The sequence below is a fragment of the Paractinoplanes abujensis genome, from assembly GCF_014204895.1.
GTDB lineage: Bacteria > Actinomycetota > Actinomycetes > Mycobacteriales > Micromonosporaceae > Actinoplanes > Actinoplanes abujensis.
Map to the genome: position 1 here is coordinate 4,568,583 of NZ_JACHMF010000001.1, position 24,541 is coordinate 4,593,123.

20 protein-coding genes are annotated in these 24,541 nt (G+C 69.7%); 13 read left to right on the plus strand and 7 right to left on the minus strand.

Annotated elements, in window-relative coordinates:
* Nucleotides 1–2: 2 nt before the first annotated feature.
* From eccCa to BKA14_RS20575, 5 genes are all read right to left on the minus strand, one after another.
* Entirely contained in the window at nt 3–3,779 is a 3,777-nt protein-coding gene (gene eccCa / locus BKA14_RS20555; RefSeq protein ID WP_260416556.1) for a type VII secretion protein EccCa, read from the minus strand.
* 88 nt (nt 3,780–3,867) lie between these two features.
* Nucleotides 3,868–4,395: a pentapeptide repeat-containing protein gene (locus tag BKA14_RS20560; protein ID WP_184952540.1), complete on the minus strand. Its 528-nt coding sequence runs from the start codon at nt 4,393–4,395 to the stop codon at nt 3,868–3,870.
* Between the two features lie 97 nt (nt 4,396–4,492).
* A complete protein-coding gene (locus BKA14_RS20565) occupies nt 4,493–5,938 on the minus strand; it encodes a WXG100 family type VII secretion target (protein WP_184952541.1) in 1,446 nt (481 codons plus the stop codon).
* Between the two features lie 5 nt (nt 5,939–5,943).
* Complete coding sequence (locus BKA14_RS20570; protein WP_184952542.1) at nt 5,944–6,243, minus strand: type VII secretion target; 300 nt, start codon at nt 6,241–6,243, stop codon at nt 5,944–5,946.
* Nucleotides 6,240–6,527 carry a WXG100 family type VII secretion target gene (locus tag BKA14_RS20575; protein ID WP_184952543.1) on the minus strand — a complete coding sequence of 96 codons (288 nt, stop codon included), beginning with the start codon at nt 6,525–6,527 and terminating at the stop codon, nt 6,240–6,242. Before BKA14_RS20575 ends, BKA14_RS20570 begins: the two co-directional genes overlap by 4 nt.
* Before the next feature lie 136 nt (nt 6,528–6,663).
* On the opposite strand from BKA14_RS20575, the gene BKA14_RS20580 reads away from it, so the two are divergent.
* Genes BKA14_RS20580 through BKA14_RS20590 form a run of 3 tightly spaced genes read left to right on the plus strand, consistent with a single transcriptional unit; the run spans nt 6,664 to nt 10,204 of the window.
* Entirely contained in the window at nt 6,664–7,638 is a 975-nt protein-coding gene (locus tag BKA14_RS20580; protein ID WP_184952544.1) for a vWA domain-containing protein, read from the plus strand.
* Nucleotides 7,635–8,561, plus strand: a complete 927-nt coding sequence (locus BKA14_RS20585) for a protein phosphatase 2C domain-containing protein (RefSeq protein ID WP_184952545.1) — start codon at nt 7,635–7,637, stop codon at nt 8,559–8,561. The genes BKA14_RS20580 and BKA14_RS20585 overlap by 4 nt, the downstream gene beginning before the upstream one ends.
* Nucleotides 8,561–10,204 (plus strand): hypothetical protein, encoded by a 1,644-nt coding sequence (locus BKA14_RS20590; RefSeq protein WP_184952546.1) that lies wholly within the window; start codon nt 8,561–8,563, stop codon nt 10,202–10,204. Before BKA14_RS20585 ends, BKA14_RS20590 begins: the two co-directional genes overlap by 1 nt.
* Nucleotides 10,205–10,221: 17 nt before the next feature.
* Here BKA14_RS20590 and BKA14_RS45180 read toward each other — a convergent pair whose 3' ends face one another.
* Entirely contained in the window at nt 10,222–12,519 is a 2,298-nt protein-coding gene (locus BKA14_RS45180; protein ID WP_184952547.1) for a putative bifunctional diguanylate cyclase/phosphodiesterase, read from the minus strand.
* 367 nt (nt 12,520–12,886) lie between these two features.
* Between BKA14_RS45180 and BKA14_RS20600 the strand changes: the two genes are divergently transcribed.
* Together BKA14_RS20600 and BKA14_RS20605 are read left to right on the plus strand one after the other, a co-directional pair.
* Nucleotides 12,887–13,450 (plus strand): helix-turn-helix transcriptional regulator, encoded by a 564-nt coding sequence (locus tag BKA14_RS20600; protein WP_184952548.1) that lies wholly within the window; start codon nt 12,887–12,889, stop codon nt 13,448–13,450.
* A 60-nt stretch (nt 13,451–13,510) separates the two neighbouring features.
* Nucleotides 13,511–14,995 (plus strand): MFS transporter, encoded by a 1,485-nt coding sequence (locus BKA14_RS20605; protein ID WP_184952549.1) that lies wholly within the window; start codon nt 13,511–13,513, stop codon nt 14,993–14,995.
* Here BKA14_RS20605 and BKA14_RS20610 read toward each other — a convergent pair.
* Nucleotides 14,962–15,672 carry an SDR family oxidoreductase gene (locus BKA14_RS20610; protein ID WP_184952550.1) on the minus strand — a complete coding sequence of 237 codons (711 nt, stop codon included), beginning with the start codon at nt 15,670–15,672 and terminating at the stop codon, nt 14,962–14,964. The two genes, BKA14_RS20605 and BKA14_RS20610, sit on opposite strands and share 34 nt — an antisense overlap.
* 252 nt (nt 15,673–15,924) lie before the next feature.
* Between BKA14_RS20610 and BKA14_RS20615 the strand changes: the two genes are divergently transcribed.
* From BKA14_RS20615 to BKA14_RS20650, 8 genes are all read left to right on the plus strand, one after another.
* On the plus strand, nt 15,925–18,168 hold the full coding sequence (locus BKA14_RS20615) for a pectate lyase-like domain-containing protein (RefSeq protein ID WP_184952551.1): 2,244 nt from the start codon (nt 15,925–15,927) through the stop codon (nt 18,166–18,168).
* Nucleotides 18,169–18,395: 227 nt separating this feature from the next.
* On the plus strand, nt 18,396–19,034 hold the full coding sequence (locus BKA14_RS20620; RefSeq protein WP_184952552.1) for a hypothetical protein: 639 nt from the start codon (nt 18,396–18,398) through the stop codon (nt 19,032–19,034).
* Nucleotides 19,031–19,714, plus strand: coding sequence for a hypothetical protein (locus BKA14_RS20625; RefSeq protein ID WP_184952553.1), 684 nt, complete (start codon nt 19,031–19,033; stop codon nt 19,712–19,714). Before BKA14_RS20620 ends, BKA14_RS20625 begins: the two co-directional genes overlap by 4 nt.
* A 94-nt stretch (nt 19,715–19,808) precedes the next feature.
* Entirely contained in the window at nt 19,809–20,150 is a 342-nt protein-coding gene (locus BKA14_RS20630) for an effector-associated constant component EACC1 (RefSeq protein ID WP_184952554.1), read from the plus strand.
* 4 nt (nt 20,151–20,154) lie between these two features.
* A complete protein-coding gene (locus BKA14_RS20635; protein ID WP_184952555.1) occupies nt 20,155–22,287 on the plus strand; it encodes a caspase, EACC1-associated type in 2,133 nt (710 codons plus the stop codon).
* 121 nt (nt 22,288–22,408) lie between these two features.
* Nucleotides 22,409–23,380, plus strand: coding sequence for a beta-ketoacyl-ACP synthase 3 (locus tag BKA14_RS20640; RefSeq protein ID WP_184952556.1), 972 nt, complete (start codon nt 22,409–22,411; stop codon nt 23,378–23,380).
* A gap of 41 nt (nt 23,381–23,421) precedes the next feature.
* Entirely contained in the window at nt 23,422–23,889 is a 468-nt protein-coding gene (locus BKA14_RS20645; protein WP_239092971.1) for a nitroreductase family deazaflavin-dependent oxidoreductase, read from the plus strand.
* A gap of 8 nt (nt 23,890–23,897) precedes the next feature.
* On the plus strand, nt 23,898–24,536 hold the full coding sequence (locus BKA14_RS20650; protein ID WP_184952557.1) for a YwqG family protein: 639 nt from the start codon (nt 23,898–23,900) through the stop codon (nt 24,534–24,536).
* Nucleotides 24,537–24,541 lie beyond the last annotated feature (5 nt).

The following is a 24,541-nucleotide window of genomic DNA, read 5'->3' on the forward strand; positions in this document are numbered from 1 at the left end:
CATCACTCCGGTTGCCGCGGCGCGGCGGGGCTCAAGGTCCGGATCAGGGCCTCCGGCCGACCGGACCGGATCAACTGCGCCACGCCGGGCGCCAACGGCCGCCCGCGCAGGTTGCCGGGCAACATCTCGGTGCGAGCGGCGATCGAGAAGTGCATTCGCCAGGGGGCCGATTCGAGCGTTCGTTTGACCAGCAGATCACCGGCTCGAATGGCGGCATTGGTGGCGATCTGGTTGAGCACGAAACTCGCTGCCACTCGTTCCGAGACCAAGGCGTACGCCGAGAGGTCGAGCAAAGTGCCGGGCCGGCCCATCGGGCTCAGGGCCTGCACGAGCTCGAAGTCGTCCACGACCACGAGCACAGGCCGGTCACCGGCGGCCGGTCCGGCGGTCATCCGTCCATCGAAAAGCTCTTTGACCTCGCCGACCATCGCCTCGAGCTCACCCAGGGAGGTCGCCGACCCCCGGACCTCGACGTCCAGGTTCCTGAGCAGGCCGCCCCGGAAATCGACGACATACGTGTCGACGCCGGTCCGGGCGGCACCAGCGATCATCCGGGACAGGGTCGACGTCCGGCCCGACTCGACGTCGCCGAAGATCATCAGGTGGCCGTCGCGGCCGGGCGCGAACGGCACCGGCCGGAACCCGGACTCGTTGAGCCCGAGCAGGATGTCGCCGTCGCCGGTCACCGCCCGCTCGGCCTGCCGGAACTCGTCCGCCGACAGGTCGTCGAGGAGCAGCAGACGCCGCGCCTTGGGAGCACCGGAGCCGGCGGCGACACCGGCCACCACGTCGCCGAGCGCGCCCGGCACCGACGAAGTCGAACCGGCGTAAGGCGCAGCGATCTGCATCTGCATGCCGCCGGGGCCGAGCGCCCGGCCAGGCCCTGCGCCGCTGAGCAGGCCCCCCTTGGCCCGGCCGAACTGAGAGTCACTGGCCTCGTTGAGACGCAGCTCGAACCGGGCAGCGATCTGCTCGAGCTTGCGGGCGTTGACGTCGGTCCACCGGGCCGTGCTCAGATGCAGGTGGAGCCCGAAGTTCGCGCCCTCGATCAACAGCCGCTCGATGACCGGCTCGAACTCGGCATACCTCTCCTTGAACGCCGCGTAGTTGTCGATCACGAGGACGGTGTGGGCCTGGGTTTCCTCGTCGCCGACCCGCTCGGCCAGCCGCCGCTGCTCCGTCATGCTGCTCACCCGGTCGCGGCGGAACTGAACGGCCCGCTCGTCGAGCAGGGTGACCATCTCGGCCAGGATGCGGGCCACTCGATGCGGCTCCTGCGGGGTGGCATAGCTTCCGACATTGGGCAGGTTCGCCGTCGCGGCCAGCAGCCCGCCGCCGAAGTCGAGAACGTGGAACCGCAGCAGGTACGCCGGATAGCGCCGAGCCGCCTGCAGCAACTCGGTGGCCATGGCCGAGCTCTTACCCGACTGGGGCGCCCCGACGATCGCGAGGTGACCACCGAGCCGGGCCACGTCCACCAGCACCGGGTTCTGCCGGCGACGCAACGGGTCGTCGAGCAGTCCGACCGGAAACGGCAAACCCTCCTCCACCGGAACTGCTCCTGGCTCCAGACGTGGATCCTCGAGCGCAAGGAACTCCATCCGCGCCGAGTTCGGCAGCGGCGCCAGCCACAGCGGGGGCGCCTGCGGCACGGTCCGGAGCCGCTCGACCACCAGGGCCAGGTCGGTCTGTGGCCCCTCCGCGGTGACCGAGATCTGCGAGCCCTTGAAACGTTGGAGAGTGGCCGCGGCCCGGAAGAAACCATGCCCGGGCAGTGGCGGCAACTCCGCCGCGGCCTTGGATCCGATCGCCGCGCTGCTCTCCTCCGCGGTGAAGGTGCGCAGCGCGATCCGGTAGCTCAGGTAGCTTTCAAGGCCGCGGATCCGGCCCGCTTCGAGTCGCTGGCTGGCCAGCAACAGGTGCACGCCCAGGCTGCGGCCCTGACGTCCGATCGAGAGCAGCAGGTCGAGGAACTTCGGCTCCGCCTCGAGCAGCTCGGCGAACTCGTCGATGACCAGCAGCAGGTAGGGCAGGCGGGGCAGGTCCGGATTCTGCTCGCGCAGCGCCCAGTAGTCGCGGATGCCCTGCAGGTCCTGACCGGCACCGGCCAGCAGCCGTTGCCGGGCGAGCAGCTCGCCGGTGAGCGAGCTGCGCATCCGATCGATGAGCGTGAGGTCGTCGAGGATATTGGTGATCAGGCCGGTGCAGTGGGGCAACTCGGCCAGCAGCTCGAACGCGGCGCCGCCTTTGAAGTCGACGAACGACATCTGCAGTTCGTCCGGGCTGTGCGTCAGGGCCAGCGACGTGATCATCGAGCGCAGCAGTTCGCTCTTGCCGGAGCCGGTCGCACCCACGAGCAGGCCGTGCGGCCCGTGCCCGTTGGCCGCGCCCTCCTTGAGGTCGAGCGTGAACGGCCGCCCGTCGGCCTGCACCCCGAACGTGGCGGTGAGGAAACCGGACGGATCACGGTGGTCCCAGCGCGGCCGGAGCGGTCGCTGATCCAGCAGGTCGAGCAGCAGATCCCCCGACGAGTCACCGACGAACGACAGGTCACTGACCAGCTGCCGCCGCCCGATCACGGAAGCCACCCGTTGCGCCTCGGCCACCGCGGACCCGATCGCGGCGAACCGCACCGGAAGGTCGGAACTACGTACGGGCTGCAAAACACCGTGACCGCGGCCGTCGACCACAAGCACGGTGGACGCCTCGGCCGGGCTGTCCCGCGGGGTCTCCGAGACGGTGAGGACGGTGATACCGAGCTGCCGGGCCCGGGCCAGCGCGTCCTGCAGAAGTGGAATTTCCTGCAGCTCGGACAGCGGGTGATACGCGTCGAGCACAATGATCAGATGGGCCAGGCCGGCCTTCGCGGTCGACCAGTCGGTCTCGTCGAGCAGTTGCGCCCGCGGCTCGACCACCCTCGCGAGGGCGGTCGCCAGAGCCTTGGCGTCGGTGGCTATGGCCGGTGCAGCCTCAGCCCCGCGCGCCATGTGCGGGATGCCGGTGGCCCACGCCCACTCATGAGCGAGATCGGGCGGGGCGGCGACGAGCAGCGAGAGTTCGTCCGGACCGCAACAGACCACGGCCTCAAGCAGCATCGACCGGGCGAGTCCGGCGGCGGCCGCGCGCGGCCCTTCGACACCGATGACCGCGTGCTCCTGGAGAGAAACGGTGAAAGGTGCATCCCGTACGGTCGCCGCCGCCGCTTTGACCGCCTCGGCGCGGTCCTGCAGGTCGATCATCGGATCGGCTTCGAGCGCGGCCGTCTTGCCGATCTCGACCGTGAGTCCCGACGGCACATCGGCCACCCCGACAGCTACATCGAGGAAGTCCTCGTCGGTCAGCCGTCGCTCCCACAGCCGCCCACCGGCAATCCAATCGGAGAGCTGAGTGGGCGCCGGGTGGCTGAGCTCGAGCGCCGCCCGGATCTGCTTCTTCGCTGCGGTCACACCCGTCTCGACCGCGTCGACCATGACGGTGTAACGCTCGGCCCGTTTGATGTTCCGTTTGTCGGCGGCCTTCCGATTACCCCGATACATGATCAGAGGGGTAGCCATGGCCGCAAACGTGACCAGTCCCCCCAGCACGATCATCTGAACGGACCCCGACGTGATCCCGAAAATCAAAATCGTGCCGGTAGTCAGCACCGGCAGAAAAACCATAGCCGCCTGCGGCGGCTGAGGCTTCTCCACAGTCGGCACCGCCGGCACGTCGAATTCAGTCACCGCGGGCCGCGCCCCCAGCCACCGCCCCCGCCGATGAACCGGCTCCAACTCACTCATGACGGGGCCCAAATCCTGGTGCTCAACGGCATTTCCCTCAATGGAGTAATTGATATCTCGCGACCGTATGCCGGCTCGGGTCAAGAAGCTACGGCTGGGAGCCCGGTATCAGCACCTCGACGTGTGCTCCACGCGCGGCGAACCAATCCGCTAGTGCCGGTCCGACAAGCTCTCGTTCCCCGTCATCTTCTACAACCGTGACCGGACCGTAGAGCGAGCCGGTCAGGCCTCGCACCACAGAGGATTCGTCTACGCGAGCCACGAAGAAGGTCCCACTGAAGACTGCATCGGAAAGATCCGCGCCGCGGAAATCGGCGTCCGACACTGATCCGCCCAGAAGTTGCGCCCGCCGGAAGCTGGCGGATCTGGCATCCACAGCGATCAGCGAGGCACTTGTCAGGTCGGCATCGTCGAACTTAGCGCGATGCAAAGTCGCCCGGTCCAACGATGCCTTAGTCAGGTTCGCCCCGGTAAGGTCGGCATCCGTCATCTCAGCGGACTCCAGATGCGCCCGATGCAATTCGGCTTCACGGAGTACGACAGAGGTCAGCACCGCGTTGGACATCCATGCTTCAGTGAAGTCAGCATTGGTCAGGTCGGCTCCCCTCAGATCCATACTTGCCGCATTGAACACGTCACCGGAGGACCGGGTCCATTCCTGAAGATATTCCGCCGCTTCCGCGCTGAGGGGCGCGCGGACTGGACGCCACGGCCTATGGGTACCAGATGACATTGCCGCCCCAACCTTTCTGATCCGCAACACCTTTGATGAAGTCGATCGCCTCTATGTTGGCGTTTCGGGTGTCGATGATCACCTTTCGACCCCTACCGGTGATCTCGCTCTCCAGGTTCTTCACGAAATCTTCCGCGACACGCGGGTTCCGAACCGGATCGACTGCTTGCGGGAACAGCTGATCAGGATCTTTCGGAGTGGATCCCGGCGGCCAATCCGAATGCAGGCCCTTGACGTCATAGTATTCACCGGTGCTCGGGGAGAAAAAGTCTCCCTTTCCACGCTCAGTCGGCCGCTGCAAGTCTTCCGGTAGGCGCTTCTGTTCCCGCAGGTCGAGCCCGATACGGGCCTCATCCTGCGAGCTGGAGGAAATCCGGCCGCCGCCGTCCGGGTCGCGAGACAATCGGTCGAACTCGTCAGGGTAGCGCTGCTCGATCTCGCGGAGACGCTTATTGACGGCATCACGTTCCGCCGGCGAAAGCGCGCGACCCTGCCCAGAAGCGCTCAGCTTTGCCTCGGGCAGCCGGGTGTCCGGCTCATTCTTCGGCGTTTTACCGGCGCCGGTAATGTTGGCGTGGGTGTTGCCCTTCAAGACTTTGGAGATCTGAGAACCGACGACCGGGCTGATACCGCCGAGGGCTCCGGCGAAGACCAGGTGCCCCGGGTCCAGCTTGCGGTCTCGGTAGAGCTCGATCACCGCCTCTGCCGTCACGTTGTTCGCGGCGCCGCGGAAGAAGAGCTTTCCCTTGCCGTGGAAGGGCATCAACAGGCTGACCGCGGACGTGATGGTGACGTCCTTGGGGCTGATGTCGCGGAACGGGTTGCTGCGCCAGTCCTCGACGAGGTTGCCACCCACCTGCGGGGCGACCTCGAAGCCGGCGTTCACGACGAACCTGGCGGCGATTCCCTTGAGGCTTGTGCCCACTGTGCGCAGGACAAGCCGAACCGCCAGTGCGCGGACTGCGATCAGGATGAGACGGATGGAGTTGACGACCTGGGCGGCGCGGGCCGCGGTGACGAAGGTTCCGAGGCCGGCCGTGACGAATCCGACGGCTACGCCGATGACCAGTGTCGCGCCGATTTGCTCCAGCAGGCTCTTGACCTTCTCGCGCTGCTCCTCGAGGTCGTCGGCGAGTTGGCGGACGTCGGCGGCGGCGCTGTCCAGTTCGGCGCAGAGCTCGTGCACCCCGCCGGCCATGGTGGTCCACTCGGCGACGAACGCCGCCTGAGCGCTGCCCGTCCACGCGTCGCCGACGCCGAGGATCTGCGCCTGGGTGGCTTCCACCATGGAGCGCAGTCCGTTGGCGACATTCGTCCAGACAGCCGCGGCCGCGCGCAGCTGGCCCGCGTCGAAATGCGGGAATCCCGGATAATCGAAAGTTTGCGGGGGCTCGGCGTCGGCGGGATTGACCGGTACGTCAGTCATGTGTCCTACGGTTCTTGCTCGACCGTGTTCGCGGTCTCCGTGTCGGCGTAGAGACGGCCCGCCATGAACAGGCGCGTCGCCATTCCTTCGAGTGCGGCCCCGAGCTGCCCCAAAGCGTGCACGGCCGAGTCCAGCGCCTCGCTGTAGTCCGCCGCGGACTGGTCACTGCCGCTGACGTATTCCGACTCCGGCGACCGTGCGCCGTTCGACAGCATGGTCCGGAAATTGGCCACGTCGGAACCGGCCGCGGAAACCACACTGGACAGTCTTTGCACGGCCGCCGGGTCGACGGAGAAATCGGTCACGAGAAGCTGCCGCGGACCGCGGACTCGGTGCTCTCGTAGTTGGTGGCGGCGGTCTGCATGGTCTGGCCGATCTGGGTCAGCGTGTCGTGCAGCGCCCGCACGTCGGCGTCCCATTTGGTGTAGAGCGCCTGCAACGCCGCGGACGCCGAGCCCTGCCAGCTGTCACCGAGGCCCTGGATCTGCGCGAGCAGGGTGGCCCGCTGCGCGTCGATTTCCGAGGCGCCCGCCGAAACCTGGGCGGCGACGCCCCGGATCGCTTCGGGGGAAACTGAGTAGTCAGACATGAAGAGCCTTTCGGTGGCGTATGCGGTTGTCCCTGAAGTCGGACGCTAGCATTTCGATTCAGGTTGCTGCAGACTTTCTTTTTGCCACGCCGAGCGCCATAGTTTCCGAGTCCGAAGACAAACATGAGAAGGTAGTATGTCGCAGGTTCATGTTCTACTGCTCGGCCCGGAAGGCGCCTTTGCCTCGGTGGCGCTGAGCGATGATATTTCGTTTTCTGCGCAACGGGAGACGATCGCCCGGGCATTGAACCTGCCGGATGGTCGCGACTTGACCATCCGAAAGGACGATGGCTCCCCCCTCGACCAGGGTCGCCCTTTAGCGAATATGGGGGTCCGTTCCGACGATCGGATTTTGATCGAGGTACGCAACAATTCGCGATCCGGATTCCTGGGCAGATTCGGACGGCGCGGGGAGGAACCGGACACCCCTGTCGTCCCTTCGGCCTACCGGGTGCTGCCCTGCTACCTGGCCGTGGACACCTCGGCGTCGATGGCGGGCGACCCCATCATCCGGGTCAATCAGGAGTTGCCGCGGCTGCGCGCCAAGATGCTCCGGGAGCCGGAGCTGGCCGAGGTCTGTCAGCTGTCCGTGGTCGCGTTCGAGGAGACGGCGGTAGTGCACGCCCCGCTCACCGACGTCGCCCAGATGGAGCTGCCCGGGTTGACCGCCGACGGTACCGGCACCAATTACGCCCATGTGTTCTCGTTGCTGCGGTCTACCATCGCGAGGGATCTTTACGAGTTGTACCGCAGCGGCCGCCGGCCGTACCGTCCGGTCGTGTTCTTCCTCAGCGACGGCCAGCACAACCGGCCGGACGACTGGCGGGAGACCCTCGGCCGGCTGACCGACCGTTCGGAGTTCTACGGCGCACCGGCCATCGTCGCGTTCGGGTTCGGTGAGGCGGATCCCGAAACCATCCGGGAGGTCGGCCTCAAGGCGTCCTACATGCCGGACGACGGCACACCGTCGGCGAAGCTCGACACCTTCATGACCTTCCTGCTCAGCTCGCTGACCAACTCGATGGCCGGGGGCAGCCGCGACCGCGACGACGTGTTCGTGGTCCCGCCGTCCGCGCCTGCGGGATGGCGAGCCATCAAGATCCAGCGATGACGGCGTCACCGCCCTCCGGACCTGGGGCGATCCGGCGCGTTCTGGGCTATCTGCTGCCACCGGTGGGCGGCCGTGGCGAGCCCACAGCCCGGACTGTCGGCCGGCCGATGACCGTGGGCGAGCCGATCGTGCAGTCACCCGAGGACGATGCTCTGACTGTCACGTCGTGGGTCACCCAGCCGAGGATGAGTGCCGACGGCGGAACACTCGGAACCTTGACCGTCCGGGCCGCCTCAGTGAGCGGACGTCGCCACGCGCGGCAGGGCGGAAGCCGCGAGGATGCGTACGCCATCAGCCCGGCCACCGATGGTGTGGTCGTGGCCGTCGCCGACGGCGTGGGTGACCCTTCCGCACGCTTCTCGGCGGTCGGCGCACAGCTGGCCGCCGTCGAAGCCTGCCGGTTGATAGCGAACTGCCTCGATCGCCCCCAAACGATCGACGCGGACGAGGTATGCCGGGTGATCAGTACGTCCATGACGCAGCAGGCCGGCCGATTCGTGCCCGACGAGTACGACGCCCGCTCGCTCGCCACGACTTTGACCGTCGTGTGGATCTCGACCGGTGGCGAGTACGCGGGCTTCCGGGTCGGCGACGGCGAGATGTTCGAGATCGGCCAGGGCGGCCTGGTGTCGGCAGGTCCACCCGCCGGCGGCTCCTTCACCGAGACCGCGGCCCTGCCCGGCTCGTGGACGACGGTCGAGACGTTCGAGGGCCGGCTGCAACCGCGGACCGCCTTGGTGGTGGTGACCGACGGGTTGTCGGTGCCGATGCGTTCGCCTGACGTCGCGACCCACCTCACCCGCCGCTGGCACGAGGTGCCGACCATCGTGGAGTTTTTGGACGACATCTCCTTCGAACGACGGGGCGAATCAGACGACCGTACGGCGGTCTGCGTCTGGTTCCTCCCCGAGGCAGGTGCCTGATGACTGACTGGACCGGGCCCGCCGAGCCTCTGGACCGTGCACTGCTTTCGCTCACCGGGGAGTCCGTCGGCCATCCGGGAGCGAAAGGCGCCGTCCACGTCGTTGATGAGTCGACTTACTACAAGGAGTATCTCGAGCCGATCGACGACCCCGGCCATCTCGACGAGCTGATCGGCTGGCGCCGCTCGCTGCCACCCGAAGACCGCGCCTTTCTCGATGCGCACTGTGCTTGGCCGCTGCGCCGGGTGGCGGACGAGGGCCTCACCACCGGTTTCCTCATGGCGCCGGCGCCGGACGAGTTCTGGGCCGACATGCTCGGCGAGCGGCACACCATGGAGCTGCAGCACCTGATTCACGCCGCGCGAGCCAAGCAGCTCGGGATCACCGTTCCCGACCGGCCGCAACGGCTGCTTCTGGCTCAAGACCTCGCCGAGCTCCTCGCGCTGTTCGACAGGCACGACATGGTTTACGGCGACATCAGCGAGAAGAACGTCCTGTGGACCCTGCGGGGCGAGCCGCGGACGTACTTCATCGACTGTGACAACGCCCGCCGCGTCCACAGTGCGCACCGCCAATCGGCCATGGCCCGCAACGACGGATGGCGTGACCCTCTGCTCGGCCCGGACGACCTGCCCGACGTCGACAGCGACCGGTTCGCGCTCGCGGTCTTCTTCTACCGCGTCTTCTACGGCGTCACCGTCTCGGTCGACCAGCAGGACGGCAAGGTTCTCCTGCCCGACGACGCCCCGGAACTGCCACGGCTGGAGGCTCTGCTGGGCGCCGGGCTGGGCCTGATCCGTCCACGTCCGACCGCCGACGAGTGGGCCGGCGCGCTGCGGAACGCGGACAGCGATCGCCCGGTGCCCCCGCCGCCCAAAACGGCCCCACCTCGCGTCCGGGAGGGCCGGAAGAAGACTTTCGCGGCCGTCGCGATCGGTGTGGTCGCAGCGTCAGCGTTGGCTGTGCCACTGATCGTGCGCGGAACCAGCCATGCTGAACACCGGGCGGAACCGCAGCCGGACGTGGCCACCACGACAGCCACGCCTGCCGCGCCACCGGCCCCGGAGCTGCTGACCCGCGACGAGGCGCTGACCGAGTGGGCGGCCGGCCCGGTGGGGATCCAGATCAATCGCTACTACTCGTGGTACGTCTGGGACGAGAACAAGGCCGACGCGTTCTCCCTGGTGTACCTGAGGCCGTCCATAACCAACGACACGCCGGCATCGCTCGACCTGTCGCTGGCCTACGACAACTTGGTGCTCGTCACTGACACCAAGCCCAAGCCGATCGGCAGCGACGTCCCGGTGTACGAGCTACCCGGCATGAGCGAGGGCAACGAGCTGTACGGCTTGGGTTCCGCCTACGACTGGACTTTCCCTTATGACGGAACCGATCATAAGATCAGCTGGTCAGCTCAGACACTCGCCCCGGGCGCGACGTTCACGTCAAAACGCGTTCAGGGAGGCTCGATGGGCTACCAGTTCCCCCCGGTCGCGACGAAGGCCGACGACTCCTTCAGCCTTGCCCCCGCCAAGCTGCACGTCCTCGGCGTCGGCTGGTTCGAGAACGAGCAGATGATGGGTTTCGCCCCCGTCTCCGCCTGGAAGAACCCCAACACGCCCGAGTCGTTCCTGACCGAATGACCTCGGCGCGTGCTTCGCTAAGCGGCGATGCGGTTCCCGGCCGGGGCCGGGCGGTAGGTGGCGACCGCCGAGGCGGGCATCGGGTGGCCGTAGTGGAAGCCCTGCGCGTAGCGGTAGCCCAGGCGCTGCAGTTCGGCGGCCTGTTCGGCGGTTTCGACGCCCTCGGCCACGGCTCGCAGGCCCATGCCCTCGCAGATGCCGATCAGCGCGGCCACCACCACGGCCTGCTGCCCGCCGGACGTGACGTCGTCGACGAAGGACTTGTCGACCTTCAGCACGTCGGCCGGGCAGGTGCGGAGCAGGCCCAGCGAGGAGTGGCCGGTCCCGAAGTCGTCCAGGGCGATCTTCACGCCCAGGGCGGAGATGGCCCGCACCTCGGCCAGGGCGCTGCCGCCGTCGAAGACGGCCGTCTCGGTGACCTCGATCGTCAGTGTCGACGGCGGAAGTCCGGTGCGTTGCAGCACGGCGGCGACGTCGGAAGCGAAGCCGGCCTCGCGGAGCTGCCGTGCCGAGACGTTGACGGTGACCGTGCGCGGCGCCGCGTCCCCCAGTGACGTTCGCCAAGCCATGGCCTGGCGGCACGCCTCTTCGAGGATCCAGGCGCCCAACGGCACGATCAGCCCGGTGCGTTCGGCGGCCGGAATGAAGACGTCGGGACCGATCGGGCCGCGTGCGGGGTGGTTCCACCGGATCAGGGCCTCGACCCCGTAGAGCTCACCGCCCGGCATGTGGACGATCGGCTGGTAGAGCAGGGTCAGCTGGTCGGCGTCCAAGGCCACGCGCAGGTCGGCGGCCAGGCGGGACTGTTCGGCGGTGCGCTGGTCCATCTCGGCGGCGTACGTGACCTGGCGGCCTTTGCCTTTCCCTTTGGCTTCGTACATGGCGACGTCGGCCCGCCGGAGCAGTTCGTCGGCGGTGTCGCCGTCGCGGGCGGGGGCCAGGCCGATGCTGCTCTCCACCACCAGTTCGTGGCCGCCGGCGTGGACCGACAGGCGGAGCTGGGACGTGATGGCGGCCAGGGTCCTCGCGGCGTCGCCGCGCAGCAGGAGGGCGTATTCGTCGCCGCCCTGGCGGGCCACGAGGCTGCCGGGCGGCAGTTGGGCGGTGATGGTTTCGGCCACGGCCACCAGCAGGGCGTCGCCGACGGCGTGGCCGAGGTCGTCGTTGATGGCTTTGAAGTCGTCGAGGTCGATCAGGGCGACGCTCACGTCGGACGGGTCGTCGGCCAGCGCCTCGGTGATCTCGCGGGCCAGCACGGTGCGGTTGGCCAGGCCGGTCAGCCCGTCGTGGCCGGCCTGGTAGGCCAGTTCGCGCTGGCGGGCGTCGAGGTCCTCGAGCAGCCGGGCGTTGTCGCGCAGGGCGACCAGCTGGCGGGTGGCCACCAGCAGGGTGACGGTGACCGAGCCGATCGCGACGGCGAGCAGGTCCGGGGTGTGGGCGACGGCGCTGGTCAGCAGCAGCACGGCGGTGGCCAGCACGGCCGCGTACGGCATCAGGCTGAGCCGTTTCATCGCGGGGCGGGGCAGGGGACGGCCGAGGTGGCTGGCCCGGATCTGCCGGTCGGCGGCCAGGCTCAGGCACAGCGAGGTGGCCGGCAGCAGGATGTGCGCGGTGTTCAGGTACGGCTTGTCGGCCAGCAGCGGGGCCAGTGAACCGCCGCCGGCGCCGACCGCGCCGGTCAGGGCGAGCAGGTGCAGGGCGCGCCGGTCGATGGGGCCGGTGCCGGTGAAGGCTACCTTGACGAAGGCGAAGACGCAGATGAAGCCGGCCACGAGCACGATGAACACGGAGAACGAGTCGGCGATGGTGCCGCCCAGCCAGCTCTCCCACCGCCGGTACGCGAAGTGCCAGGTGAACGTGAGCACGGTGACGATGACCGTGGCGATGTCGAGACCGAAGCGGGCCCATTCGATGCCGCTGCGCCGGGCGCCGGGGATGCGCAGCAGGCCGGCCACGAACGCGACCAGGCCCAGCACGTAGACGGCGGCGGTGAGCCCGCTGATGTGCTGCCCGTGCTGGGCGCCGCTGAAGTAGTCCCAGCCGTTGGAGATGGCGCCCAGGCCGATCAGGATGATGCCGACCGACGCGTACCGCCAGTAGGTGCGGCCGCCGGCCGAGGCCCGCCACGACACGACGGCGGCCACCGGCACCGAGATCAGCACGGCGAACCAGCCCAGTGACGTGGGGGTCTCGTGCACCAGGCCGAAACCGAACCACAGGCAGGCCAGGGCGAGGGTGCACGCGGAGAGGGCCAGGGCGCGCGTCATCCGGAACGCGGGCACCCGCACCCCGCCGGCGGCTCTGGTCCTCTCCACAGCGATCCCATCGGCTCGGCACCGCCGCGGGCTGAGAAGATCGCGGGGCGGTTCGCGCCACAGGGTACCGCCGGGACCGGGCTTGGCAAGGGTTCGGTCCGGTGCGGAATTGCCGTGACGGTGGTGGCGTGAGACGGGCCATGGCCGCGCCGGCCGTCGCGTCGTTCCTGACGTTGCTCGTCGATGTCGTCAGAGGGGCGCAACCGGGTGGCGCGCGACTTCCACGACGGGTCCGGAGGTACGCCGGTCGGTGGGCGCGCTGCGTGAGGAGCGAGCACCCGTGCCGCTGCCGGAGGTGTTGCGCGAGCCCGCCGAGGTGGAGGTGCGCGGCGCGCCGTTGCGCCATCGGCACGGTAGCGTGCACTGAATGCAAGAGATCTCGGACGTCGTCCGGCAGCGCATCCGCGGGCTGCGGCAGGCGCGGGGCTGGAGTCTCGACGCGCTGGCCGCCCGCTGCCACCTCAGCCCGTCCACGCTGAGCCGCATCGAGACCGGCCACCGGCGCATCGACCTCGATCAGCTGGTGGCCCTGGCCCGGGCGCTCGACACCACGATCGACCACCTGGTCGAGCCGGTCGACGACGCCGACGTGATCATCCGGCCGTTGCAGCATCAGGAGCCGGGCCTGACGACGTGGGTGCTGTCGCGCGAGCCGGCCCGGCCCGGCGGCAGCCTCGTGGCCAAGATGCGGATCACGCCGGAGCGCCGTCCCAGCCCGGAGCGGCTGGCCGTCCATCCCGGCCGTGAGTGGTTCACGGTGATCAGCGGGACGGCGCTGCTGCACCTCGCCGAGCGGCAGATCCCGGTCGCGACGGGGAACGCGGCCGAGTTCTCGACGATGATCCCGCACTTCATCGGCGCGGTGGACGGGCCGGTGGAGATCCTCACGATCTTCGACCAGGAGGGTGAGCGCGCCCACGCGTCAGCCTGACTCTTGCCATTCCTGCAAGGCCTGATGCCGTACGGGCAAATCGGCTCTACCTTTGCCGGCATGCTCAATGTCCCTGTTCTCACGATCGACGACCCCCGCCGGCGCCGCGCGATCCTGATCGCCGTCTGCGTCGCGCTGATGGCCGTCATCGCTTCGGTCTCCGGCCTCAACGTGGCCCAGCAGCAGATCGCCGTGGCCTTCGGCGCGTCGCAGAGCACCGTCCTGTGGATCATCAACGTCTACGCGCTCACGCTGGCCGCGCTGCTGCTGCCGCTGGGCGCGGCCGGCGACCGCTGGGGCCGCAAGCCCGTGCTGCTGGCCGGTCTGCTCGTGTTCGGGCTGGCCAACGTGGCCGCCGGACTCGCCCCCAGCACCGAAATCATGATCGCCGCGCGGCTGTTCAGCGGCATCGGCGCGGCGATGATCATGCCGGTGACCCTGGCCGTGATCACCTCGACGTTCCCGGACGAGGAGCGCTCCCGCGCGATCGGTGTCTGGACCGGCGTCGCGGGCGGTGGCGGCCTGCTCGGCATGTACCTGTCGGCGATCCTGGTCGACGTCGCGACCTGGCGCTGGCTGTTCGTGCTGCCGGTGACCCTGGTACTGGTGGCCGCCGTCCTGACCCTGCGCTCGGTGCCGGACTCGCGCGAAGGAAAGGGCTTCGACGTCGTCGGCTCGTTGACGTCGTCGACCGCCGTGGCCGCGCTCATCTTCGTCCTGCACGAGGGCCCCGTACGGGGTTGGGCCGACGCTCCGGCCGTCACCGCGCTGGCCGTCGGGCTGGCCGCCACCGCCGGGTTCATCGGGTGGGAGCTGCGCCACCCCGCCCCGCTGCTCGACGTCCGCCTGTTCCGGTCGCGCGGGCTCGCGAGCGGCTCGGTGTCCCTGCTGACCGTCTTCGGCGTGCAGGCCGGCATCTTCGTGGTGCTGTTCCCCTACTTCCAGGCCGTGCTGGGCTGGTCGGGCCTGCGCTCGACGGTCGCGATGCTGCCGATGGCGCTGCTCATGATGGCCGCCTCCGGTCTCGCCCCCCGCCTGGCGGCCCGGGCAGGCGGCCGCGCCACGACGGCCACCGGCATCGCGCTGGCCGCGGCGGGCCTGGCCCTCATGGCGGCGCTGGTCTCGGTCGACGGCGGCTACCTGTCGGTGCTGCCCGGCATGCTGGCGATGGGCCTGGGCATGGGTCTGTCGATGACCCCGTCGACCGAGGCCATCACGTCCTCGCTGCCGCGCGACCGGCAGGGCGTGGCGTCCGCGCTCAACGACGTGACCCGCGAGTTCGGCACCGCGCTGGGGGTGGCCCTGCTGGGCGCGATCCTGTCGGCCGGTTACCGCGCCGCGATCGACTCCCGCCTGCCCGGCGCGCCCGAACCCGTCCGCGAGAACATCGCCAACGCCGGCCCCGGCGTGCTGCGGGCCGCACAGGAATCCTTCGTGGACGGCTGGCAGCAGGCCATGTGGGCCGGCGTGGCCGTGCTGACCCTGCTTCTCGCGTACGTGCTGGTGCGCGGTCAGCCGAACAGGGCGGCCGGGATGTCGGCGTAGAACAGGGCCGGGTCGCGCGACAGGGACGCTTTGACGTTGGCGGTGGGCTTGTCGGCGATCACTTCGAGCGCGCCCGCCTCCAGGCCGTCCAGGGCCTGGGCGACCACCTCGTGCGGCGGCAGCTTCGGAATGTCGTAGCCGGCCATCATGTCGGTGTCCGCGATGGCCAGGGCGAGCGCGGTGACCTGGGTCTTCTGCTCGGCCAGCTCGAGCCGTACGCCGTTGGTCAGCGACCACATCGCGGCCTTGGAGGCGGCGTAGCCGTTGCTCGACGGGGCGAAGGCATACCAGCTCAGCGCGGAGATGACGTTGAGGATGGCGCCGCCGGCCAGCTGGGGCGCGAAGGCCCGGGTGACGTCGAGGGTGCCCCAGAAGTTGGTCTCGAACTCCCGGCGGATGTTGTCGGTGGACGGGCCCAGCAGGGGCGCGTCGGTCGAGATGCCGGCGTTGTTGACCAGGATGCCGAGCTCGCCCACCTCGGCCGCCGCGGCCGCGATGGTCGCAGGGTCGGTGACGTCGAGCCGCAGGGGCACGACGCCCGGGATGTCGATGCTCTCCGGGCGGCGGGCGGTGGCGTAGACGGTGGTGGCGCCGCGGGCCAGGAGGGCCTCGGCGAAGGCCTTGCCGAGACCGCGGTTGGCGCCGGTTACGAGGGCTTTTGTGCCGTTGATCTGCATGCCGCCACGCTAGAACCTCACGTTGACGTCAGGGGCAAGTCTTGCGACCCGCATCACCCCATAACGATTTTTTCGGGAAGCGCTTCCCCGACTTTAGGGCAGCCCCCACAGCCCTTTGTTGCCGGGATATTGACGGTTCGAAACACGACGGTAAAGATCCCAGAAAGCGCTTTCTGTCGGCGCCGCACGGTCATCTCCCCTTCGCCGCACGCCCGTCCCCACTGGCGAACGGCCCCCCGAGAAGGCAGGCTCATGACACTCATATCTCCACCACCGGCCCGCAGACGCCGCGGCCTGGTCACCCTGAGCGCGGTCCTCGCCGGAGCTCTCGGCGCCACCGTGATCACCTTTGCCACGCAGGCTGACGCCGCCGAGGTTCCGCTGTCGCAGGGCAAGCCGGCCACCGCCTCGACCACCGAGAGCGCGGCCTTCCCCGCCTCCGCCGCGGTCGACGGCAACGCCGGCACCCGGTGGTCCAGCACGTTCGCCGACCCGCAGTGGTTGCAGGTCGACCTGGGCAGCACCCAGACGATCAGCCGCGTCGTGCTGAACTGGGAGGCGGCGTACGCCTCCGCCTTCACCATCCAGACCTCGGCCAACGGCACCACCTGGACGAACGTCTCCCCGACGACCACCGGCCGGGCCGGCGAGCAGACCCTGACCGTCTCCGGCAGCGGCCGCTACGTGCGGATGAACGGCACCACCCGCGCCACCCCGTACGGCTACTCGCTCTGGGAGTTCCAGGTCTTCGGCACCAGCAGCACCCCGACGACACCCACGCCGACCCCGAGCGGCCCCAACCTGCCCACCTCCGACACGCCTGACCTCGGCGCGAACGTACGGATCTTCGACCCGTCCACGCCCGCGTCGACCATCCAGTCGGCGGTGGACCAGGCCTTCAACGCCCAGCTGCGCAGCTCGACCGCGCAGTTCGGCACCCAGCGCCACGTGTTCCTGTTCAAGCCCGGCACGTACGGGCGGGTCTGGGCCAACGTCGGCTTCTACACCACTGTCGCCGGCCTCGGCCTCAACCCCGACGACGTGACGATCAACGGTGCGGTCAACGTCGACTCCGGCTGGAACTACGGCGACGAGAGCAACGCCACCCAGAACTTCTGGCGCAGCATGGAGAACCTGTCGATCGTGCCCGAGGGCGGCACCAACCGGTGGGCCGTCTCCCAGGCCGCCCCGATGCGCCGCGTGCACATCAAGGGCAACCTGACCCTGGCCCCGTCCAACCAGGACAACGGGCAGGGCTACTCCAGCGGCGGCTACCTGGCCGACTCCGTGGTCGACGGCGTCGTGTCGTCGGGCTCGCAGCAGCAGTGGTACACCCGGGACAGCCGGATCGCGCGCTGGGACGGCGGCGTCTGGAACATGGTCTTCTCCGGCGTGCAGGGCGCTCCGGGCAACGCGTTCCCGAACCCGCCGCACACCACGCTGGCGACCACCCCGGTCACCCGCGAGAAGCCTTACCTATACGTGGACAGCGCGGGCCTCTACCGCGTGTTCGTGCCCGCCCTGCGCCGCAACTCGGCCGGCGCCAGCTGGCCCAACACGGCCGGCTCGTCGATCCCGATGCGCGAGTTCTACGTGGCCAAGCCCGGTGACAGCGCGGCCCGGATCAACCAGGCACTGGCCCAGGGCCTCAACCTGTTCTTCACGCCGGGCACGTACCAGCTCAACGACACCATCCGGGTCACCCGGGCCAACACCGTCGTGACCGGCATCGGCTACCCGACGCTGATCCCGACCAACGGCAACGAGGCGCTGAACATCGCCGACGTCGACGGCGTCAAAGTCAGCGGCATCACGTTCGACGCGGGCACGGTCAACAGCCCGACCCTGATGACGGTCGGCCGGGCCGGTGTCCACACCGACCACGCGGCCAACCCGATCAGCCTGCAGGACGTCTTCTTCCGCATCGGCAGCAGCGTCCAGGGCAAGGCCACGACCACCCTGGCCGTGCACAGCGACGACACGATCATCGACCACATCTGGGCCTGGCGGGCCGACCACGGCGGCGCACCCACCGGCTGGACCGTCAACACCGGCGACACCGGCCTCATCGTGAACGGCGACGACGTGCTCGCCACCGGCCTGTTCGTCGAGCACTACCAGAAGTACGAGGTGATCTGGAACGGCAACCGCGGCAAGACGATCTTCTTCCAGAACGAGAAGCCGTACGACGTGCCCAACCAGGCCGCCTGGATCGGGCCCCGGGGCAACGGCTACGCCGCCTACAAGGTCGCCGACAACGTCACCGACCACCAGCTCTGGGGTGGCGGCTCCTACGCCTACTTCAACGTCAACCCGAGCGTCCGAGTGGACCGGGCCTTCGAGGTGCCCAACCGCTCCGGCGTCCAGCTCCGCAGCGTCCTGACCGTCTCGCTGGGTGACGTCGGCACGATCGCCAACGTCGTCAACGACACCGGCGGCTCAGTCCCCAACCCGGCCGGCAACACCACCCCGCGCAACGTGGTGGCCTATCCCTGACCCCGACGGAACACCAGCATGACCGGCGGCCATCGGTGCGACACGCACCGGTGGCCGCCGGCGCGTCCAGGCCTCGAAAGGGGGAAGTGCGCGGTATCAGGTGGGTTAGCCCGCTCGGGCCGTTTGTTCTGACGCTGCGGAGTATGTGGTGCGCGGGTCCCGCTGGACATCCTTGACATCGGTCTATCGGGACCGGGAAACGTCCGCGTACTGTCCGGAGTTGATCGATGTCTGCGGAGCTCGTCCGTCATGACGGCCAGGAGCTTTCCTTCACCGGGACGGTGTTCGAGTTCGCCGTCGCTCTCCGGCCCCTGCTCGCGCTGTCGGGGCTGGTGGCGAAGGTGGTGGCGTCCCGGGTCGAGGTGCAGCGCCTCCAGGTGGCCGGGGCCCGAGCGGATCCGGTCCGCGCGGCGAGACGACGGCCGGGGCGCCGGCCGGCTCCCCCGGCGGCCGGCCTGGGCGGGCTCGAGCAGCGGTTCGATGCCGCTCTCCGGGCGATCAAACTGGAGGGCGCCCATCGGCGGGCCGAGGCCGATCGGCGGTTCGCGGCCGAGATGGCGCGGATCGACGGGGCCTTCCAGGCGGAGCTGGCTCGCCAGGCCGCCCAGCAGAGGCAGAACCGGCAGTCGTTCGCCGCGGCCCGCGAGCACCTGCGCCGGCGGGAGGCGGACCGGCGCGACCTGGGCAACGCGATGACCGAAGCCACCCGGCTGATGACCGGACGGTCGGGGCTGGCCGAGATGGCGGCGCTCACCGTACCCGTGCTGTCCCGCGCGATGACCTCGGTCGCGACCGGGCAGGACGGCGCGGCCGCGGTGCTTGAGGCGCTGAGCCTGCGGGCCTTGCCGAGTGGTGGAAAGGCATGACAGTCCTCTGCCTTCTGCTCGTGGTCTGCGTCGGCGTGATCGTGGTGCTGGTCACCCGGTCCGGCACCACGAAGCGCCCACGAAGCGGCCGGCAGGTGGTCCATTACGCACAGCCGGCCCGGCCGGCCCGGAGAAGGAAGAAGAAGCCCGCCCCCGCCCCCGGCGGTGGCCAGACGCTCTACACCGAGGCGCAGGTCCGCGCGATCCTCGAGAAGGCGCTCGGCGCGGTGTGGGAGGCCGAGCAGAAGCGCGTCCACGCCCAGGTCAAGGACCAGGAACGCAAGGTCGCCGCGCGGCTGCGGCAGCAGCAGCGCGAACTCGACTTCGCCGAACTGCGGGGACTGCACGAGAAATCCCGGCAGACCGCCGACCTGGCGTACACCATGCTCGGCGACGCCCGCAGCGCGGAGAACAAGGTCAGGGAGAACATCCGCGCGATCGAGGCTGCCACACCCCGGGGCGGTGGCAACGCCGGGACGCGGCACGCGCTCGAAGCGTTACGCGTCGACCGTGACGTGCTGCGGGTTCACCGCGAGCGCTACGAACAGGACGTACAGCGTCTGAACAGGGAGACCGCCCGGCTGCGGGACGCGATCGGCGCGAACTGCGGAACCCCGGGCCGCAAGTGGCATTCGGCGCTGATGGAACGCACCCGGCGGCGCAAGGAGCAGCGGGGATGAGACCGGCCCTCCGCCGACCGCGTCCGGTGGACAACGTGACCCGGGAGGGTGAACGACCCGGGCCCGGGCCCCGCCCGTGGCTAGTCTGCCCCGCATGGATCTGAGACTTGAGGTGCAGGGCGACGACCGGGACGCGATGGCGCTGAGCCGCTGGCTGCGTGACGAGCGCGAGCTGCGCGGATGCGTACGGCAGCAGCCCGGGCCGATGGACCCGGAGGCGATGGGCACGATGACCGACATCGTGGTGCCGCTCGCCACCGCCGTCGTGTCCGGCGCGCTGACCCCGCTGGCCGAGTCGCTGGTCACGTTCGTGAGGCAGCGCAAAAGCAAGGTGACGATCGAGGTCGGCAGCGAATGCCGGATCACCGTCACCGGCGGCGACAACCCGGCCGCGCTCGCCGAGAAGCTGGCCCGGATCGCTATCGACGAAAGGTGAGCACGTGCGCGTCCCGCAGCGGGATCGGTCCAATCTGGTCATCGTCGGCTCGAGCCGCTACGACGACGACGAGCTGTGTGAGCTCCCCGGTGTCCGGAACAATGTCCGGGATCTCGGCCTTCTGCTGACCGACCGCTCGTACGGGATCGTCGCGGACAACCGCTACGAGGTCGTTCCCGAGGCCACCGAGCCACGCGCCGTTTTCCAGGTGCTGCGCGAGCATGCCGAGGCCGCCCGCGACACACTCGTGGTGTACTTCGCCGGGCACGGACTGCGCACCGACGACGACCGCCTCTACCTGGCGATGCGCGGCACAATGACATCGGATCTGCTGTTGAGCGGGCTCGCCTTCGACCAGTTCCACGAGGCGGTGTACCGCAACCGCGCGCAGAACACGGTTGTCATCCTGGACTGTTGCTACAGCGGGCTCGCGGTCAACGGCAGCGTGGACGGCGACAGCTACCTGCTCACCGCCACCCCGTCGAACCGCATGGCGGCGGCCCCGGCCGGCCGGACGCACACCGCGTTCAGCGGTGAACTGATCAAGCTGCTGCGCGACGGGGTTCGCCAGGGCCCGGAGCTGCTTTCGGCGCAGTTCCTCTTCGAACGCCTGCGGTCGACGATGCAGGCGGGCGGCTTCCCCGCCCCGGCCAACCGGATCACCGGTACGGGCGTCGGCATCGTGCTGTCCCGCAACCGGTGGACGGGCCCGGCGCGAGGATCAGCCACCGGCCAGCCGGGTGCTGCCGTCGTACGAGAGCCGCAACCCGGCCCGCAACCGAAGGCGGGTCCGTCCGGGCCACGCCGCACGGCACCGAAACCCGCCGCCGTGCCTGCCGTCATCGCCCCGGCCGCGAACAAGCCGGCCCGCGTGACCACCCCGGCCGCGAACAAGCCGGCCCGCGTGACCACCCCGGCCGCGAACAAGCCGGCCGGCGTGACCGCCCCGGCCGGGAACAAGCCGGTCCGCGTGACCACCCCGGCCGCGAACAAGCCGGTCCGCGTGACCACCTCGCTCGCGGCCCGAACGGCCGATGCCAGACCCGCCGTGGCCGCTGCGCCCGCTCGTGGTCCCGCCACCCCGAAAGCGGCGACGAAGTACGTGCCGCTGCCCCGGCCGATCTTCTGCCCGGACGGCGCCACGCTGGTCGTCGCCGGACGCAACGGCCGCATCGAGGTCTGGGACGTCGCGACACGCCGGTTGCGCCACACCATCTCCGAGGGCGTGGGGCACTACGTGATCGGTGTGGGCGGTAAGACGCTGGCCACTACCGAACGATCGCGGACCGTACGCGTGTGGGCCGTGCACAGCGGCCGACCGGCCGCGCGGCTCGACACGATCGGGCGGTGGCTGGCACTGCACCAGTCCGAACCGCTCCTGCTCAGCATCGGCCGGGAGCCGGTCGCCGAGATCTGGGACGTCCGGGCCTCCCGAAGGACCCGTACGCTGCGTGGCCACGACGGTGAGATCCTGCGCGGCGGGTTCAGCCCGGACGGAGGGCGGGTGCTCACGACCGGCCAGGACCGGACCCTGCGCGTGTGGGACGTCCGGACCGGCCGGCAACTGTCCGTCCTGACCGGGGCCCACTCGCCCCGGCAGGTCGCCTTCCACACGGGCGGCGGATGGGTCGCGACGACGTTGGCTTCCGGCGGCGTACGGCTGCGGACGCTCGAAACCGGTGACAAGCTGATCGATCTGCGCGACGACGCCGTTGCGGCGGAGGTTCTGGCCGGGCGGGACGGCCGGACGCTGGCCACCCTCACGGAAGCCGGCCGGGTTCGCGTCTTCGATGCCCGCACGGGCCGTACGCTGCTGGACCGCCAGGACGACGCGGTGAGCCGGATCCTGTACGGCCCCGGCCAGTCCCTGACGACCGTCACCCACGACGGCGTGGCCCGCCTGTGCGACCTCCGAACCGGCCGGGTGCGGCGCACCCTCCGGGACAGCCTCCGAGCCCCGTGCTGGCTCACGTTCGACCCTTCCGGCGCTTACGCGGCCGTGGGCCGCCGCGACCGAACCGTGCACCTGTACGACCTGCGTTCCGGCAACGGCCCCCAGCCGCTGCAGACCACAACCCGCCCCGAACTCCCGGCCGACTACTTCCTGCAAGCGGTATACGAACGCTTACGCACCTAGTAGGGCTGTGCAGACGGCCACCGAAACGGTGGCCTGACGGGCCGGAACCGCAGCGCCGCGGGGGCTCTGGACGCTTGGTTACCGGCGGGGAATGTCAACGCCGGGGGCCGTTCAGCCGGGCATGCTTGGATTGCTGGCCATGGCCCACCTTTTGCAACGCCGCGCCGGTCACCCCGGATCGCGGATCCTGAGCGTCGCCTCGTACCGACCACGGACCGAGGTGGGCAACGAGTCGGTTGCCGCCCTGATCGACTCGAGCGACGAATGGATCCGCCGCCGCTGCGGCATCGAGTCGCGCCGCCGCGCCGCACCGGACGAGGACCTGGTCATGATGGCCACGGCGGCCGCCTCCAAGGCCCTGGCCGGCGCGGGTGTCGATCCGGCCGACGTCTCGGCCGTGCTGGTGGCGACGATGTCGCACCGGGGCCGCGCGACCACCGCGGCCCCGCTGGTGGCCGAGGCGCTGGGAGCCACCGGGGCGGCCGCGATGGATCTGGGAGCGGCCTGCGCCGGGTTCCCGTACGCCCTGGCGACCGCCGACGCGCTCGTCCGCAGCGGCGCGGCCGGCCACGTGGTCCTCGTCGGCGCCGAGCGCATGACCGACATCATCGACGAGCGCGACCGCGGTACGGCGTTCCTGTTCGGCGACGGCGCGGGCGCGGTGGTCGTCGGGCCTGCGCAGACGTGCGAGATCGGACCTGTGGTGTGGGGCGCCGACGGCTCCGGGAGCGAGTTGCTGCGCTACGACGAGGCCGGCATCCTGCGCATGGCCGGCCCCGAGGTCTTCCGGTGGGCGACCGCCATCGTTCCGGACGCGGCCGGCCGTGCGTTGCAGGCTGCGGGCATCTCCGCGGCGGACCTTGCGGCCTTCGTCCCCCACCAGGCCAACCTGCGCATCATCTCGGCCACCGCCAAATCTCTGGGACTCGGCTCGCACGTGCAGGTGGCCACCGACATCACCACCAACGGCAACACCGGCGCGGCCTCCATCCCCCAGGCCATGGCGGCTCTGCCCGACACGACAGGGCCTGCCCTTCTCGTCGGCTTCGGCGCCGGCCTCTCCTACGCAGCTCAGGTCGTCACCCTGCCCTGACCCACACGGGAGCCGCACCGCGGCTGTGCTTTGATGCTGCCGTGCGATTCAGCGAGTTCATCGTCCGGATCGGTCATTGGCGGTGGTTCGCTGCTGGTGGGCGGTTGTTGATGCCGCTCGACCGGCGGTTGATCCGGCTCACCAAAGGCCGTTTCTCGGTGGTCGGGTGGGGGACAGCGCCGCCCACGTTGTTGCTGACGACGACGGGGCGCAAGAGCGGGCTGCCGCGAGAGCGGCCGGTGCTGTACGCCCGGGACGGGGACGCGTTCGTCGTGATCGGGTCGAACTGGGGGCAGGACCATCACCCCAGCTGGTCGGTGAACCTGCTGGCCGACCCGGCGGCCACGGTGACGATCGCCGGGGAGACCACGCCCGTACGGGCTGTGCTGGTGGAAGGGGCGGAGCGGGACCGGCTGTGGCCTCTGCTGCTGCGGGTGTGGCCGGCTTTTCGCGACTACGACGCCCGCGCCGACCGTACGCTGCGGGTCTTCCGGCTGGAACCGGCATGATGAGCACCATGGCGGAGATCCACACCATCGTGACCGGGGACGAGCCCGCGGTCGCCGGTGACCGGAACACCATCGGCGGCTGGCCTTTGCTGGCGGCGGACGAACCGTGGCCGGCCTGCTTCTGCGGCAAGCCCATGGTGTTCTTCTTCCAGCTGGACGTCCCGCAGTTCGACGGCGACCACCTGCTCGTCTTCCAGTGCCCGGTGCACGACGACGCGGCGTTCGGCCCGTCCCAGCTGCCCGCGCGCTACTGGGACGAGGCCGTCGACCCGTACGAGGGGCCGTTCTGGCGTCTGCTGTTCCGCTCCTCCGGCACGGCCGCGCGCGCCCCGGACCCGTACGTGGAACCGCACCGGCTCGCCCTGCAGCCCGCGAAGGAGAAGGTGGACGAGCACGGCCGGGGCCGGCCCGGTTTCAAATTGGGCGGCGTCCCGTCGTGGGCGCAGAGCCCCGAGCATTACCGCTGCGCCTGCGGCACCGACATGGTCTTCCTGGGCCAGGTGCCGGAGAACTTCGGCTTCGACATGTGGCCGATGCGCGACAAGCAGGGCGACCAGATGCAGCTTTTCCTGGGCAACGAGCTCTACATCCTGGCCTGCCCGGCCCGCTGCCACCCGGAAGCCGCCTGGCCCGTGCTTCAGAACTGAGGGGC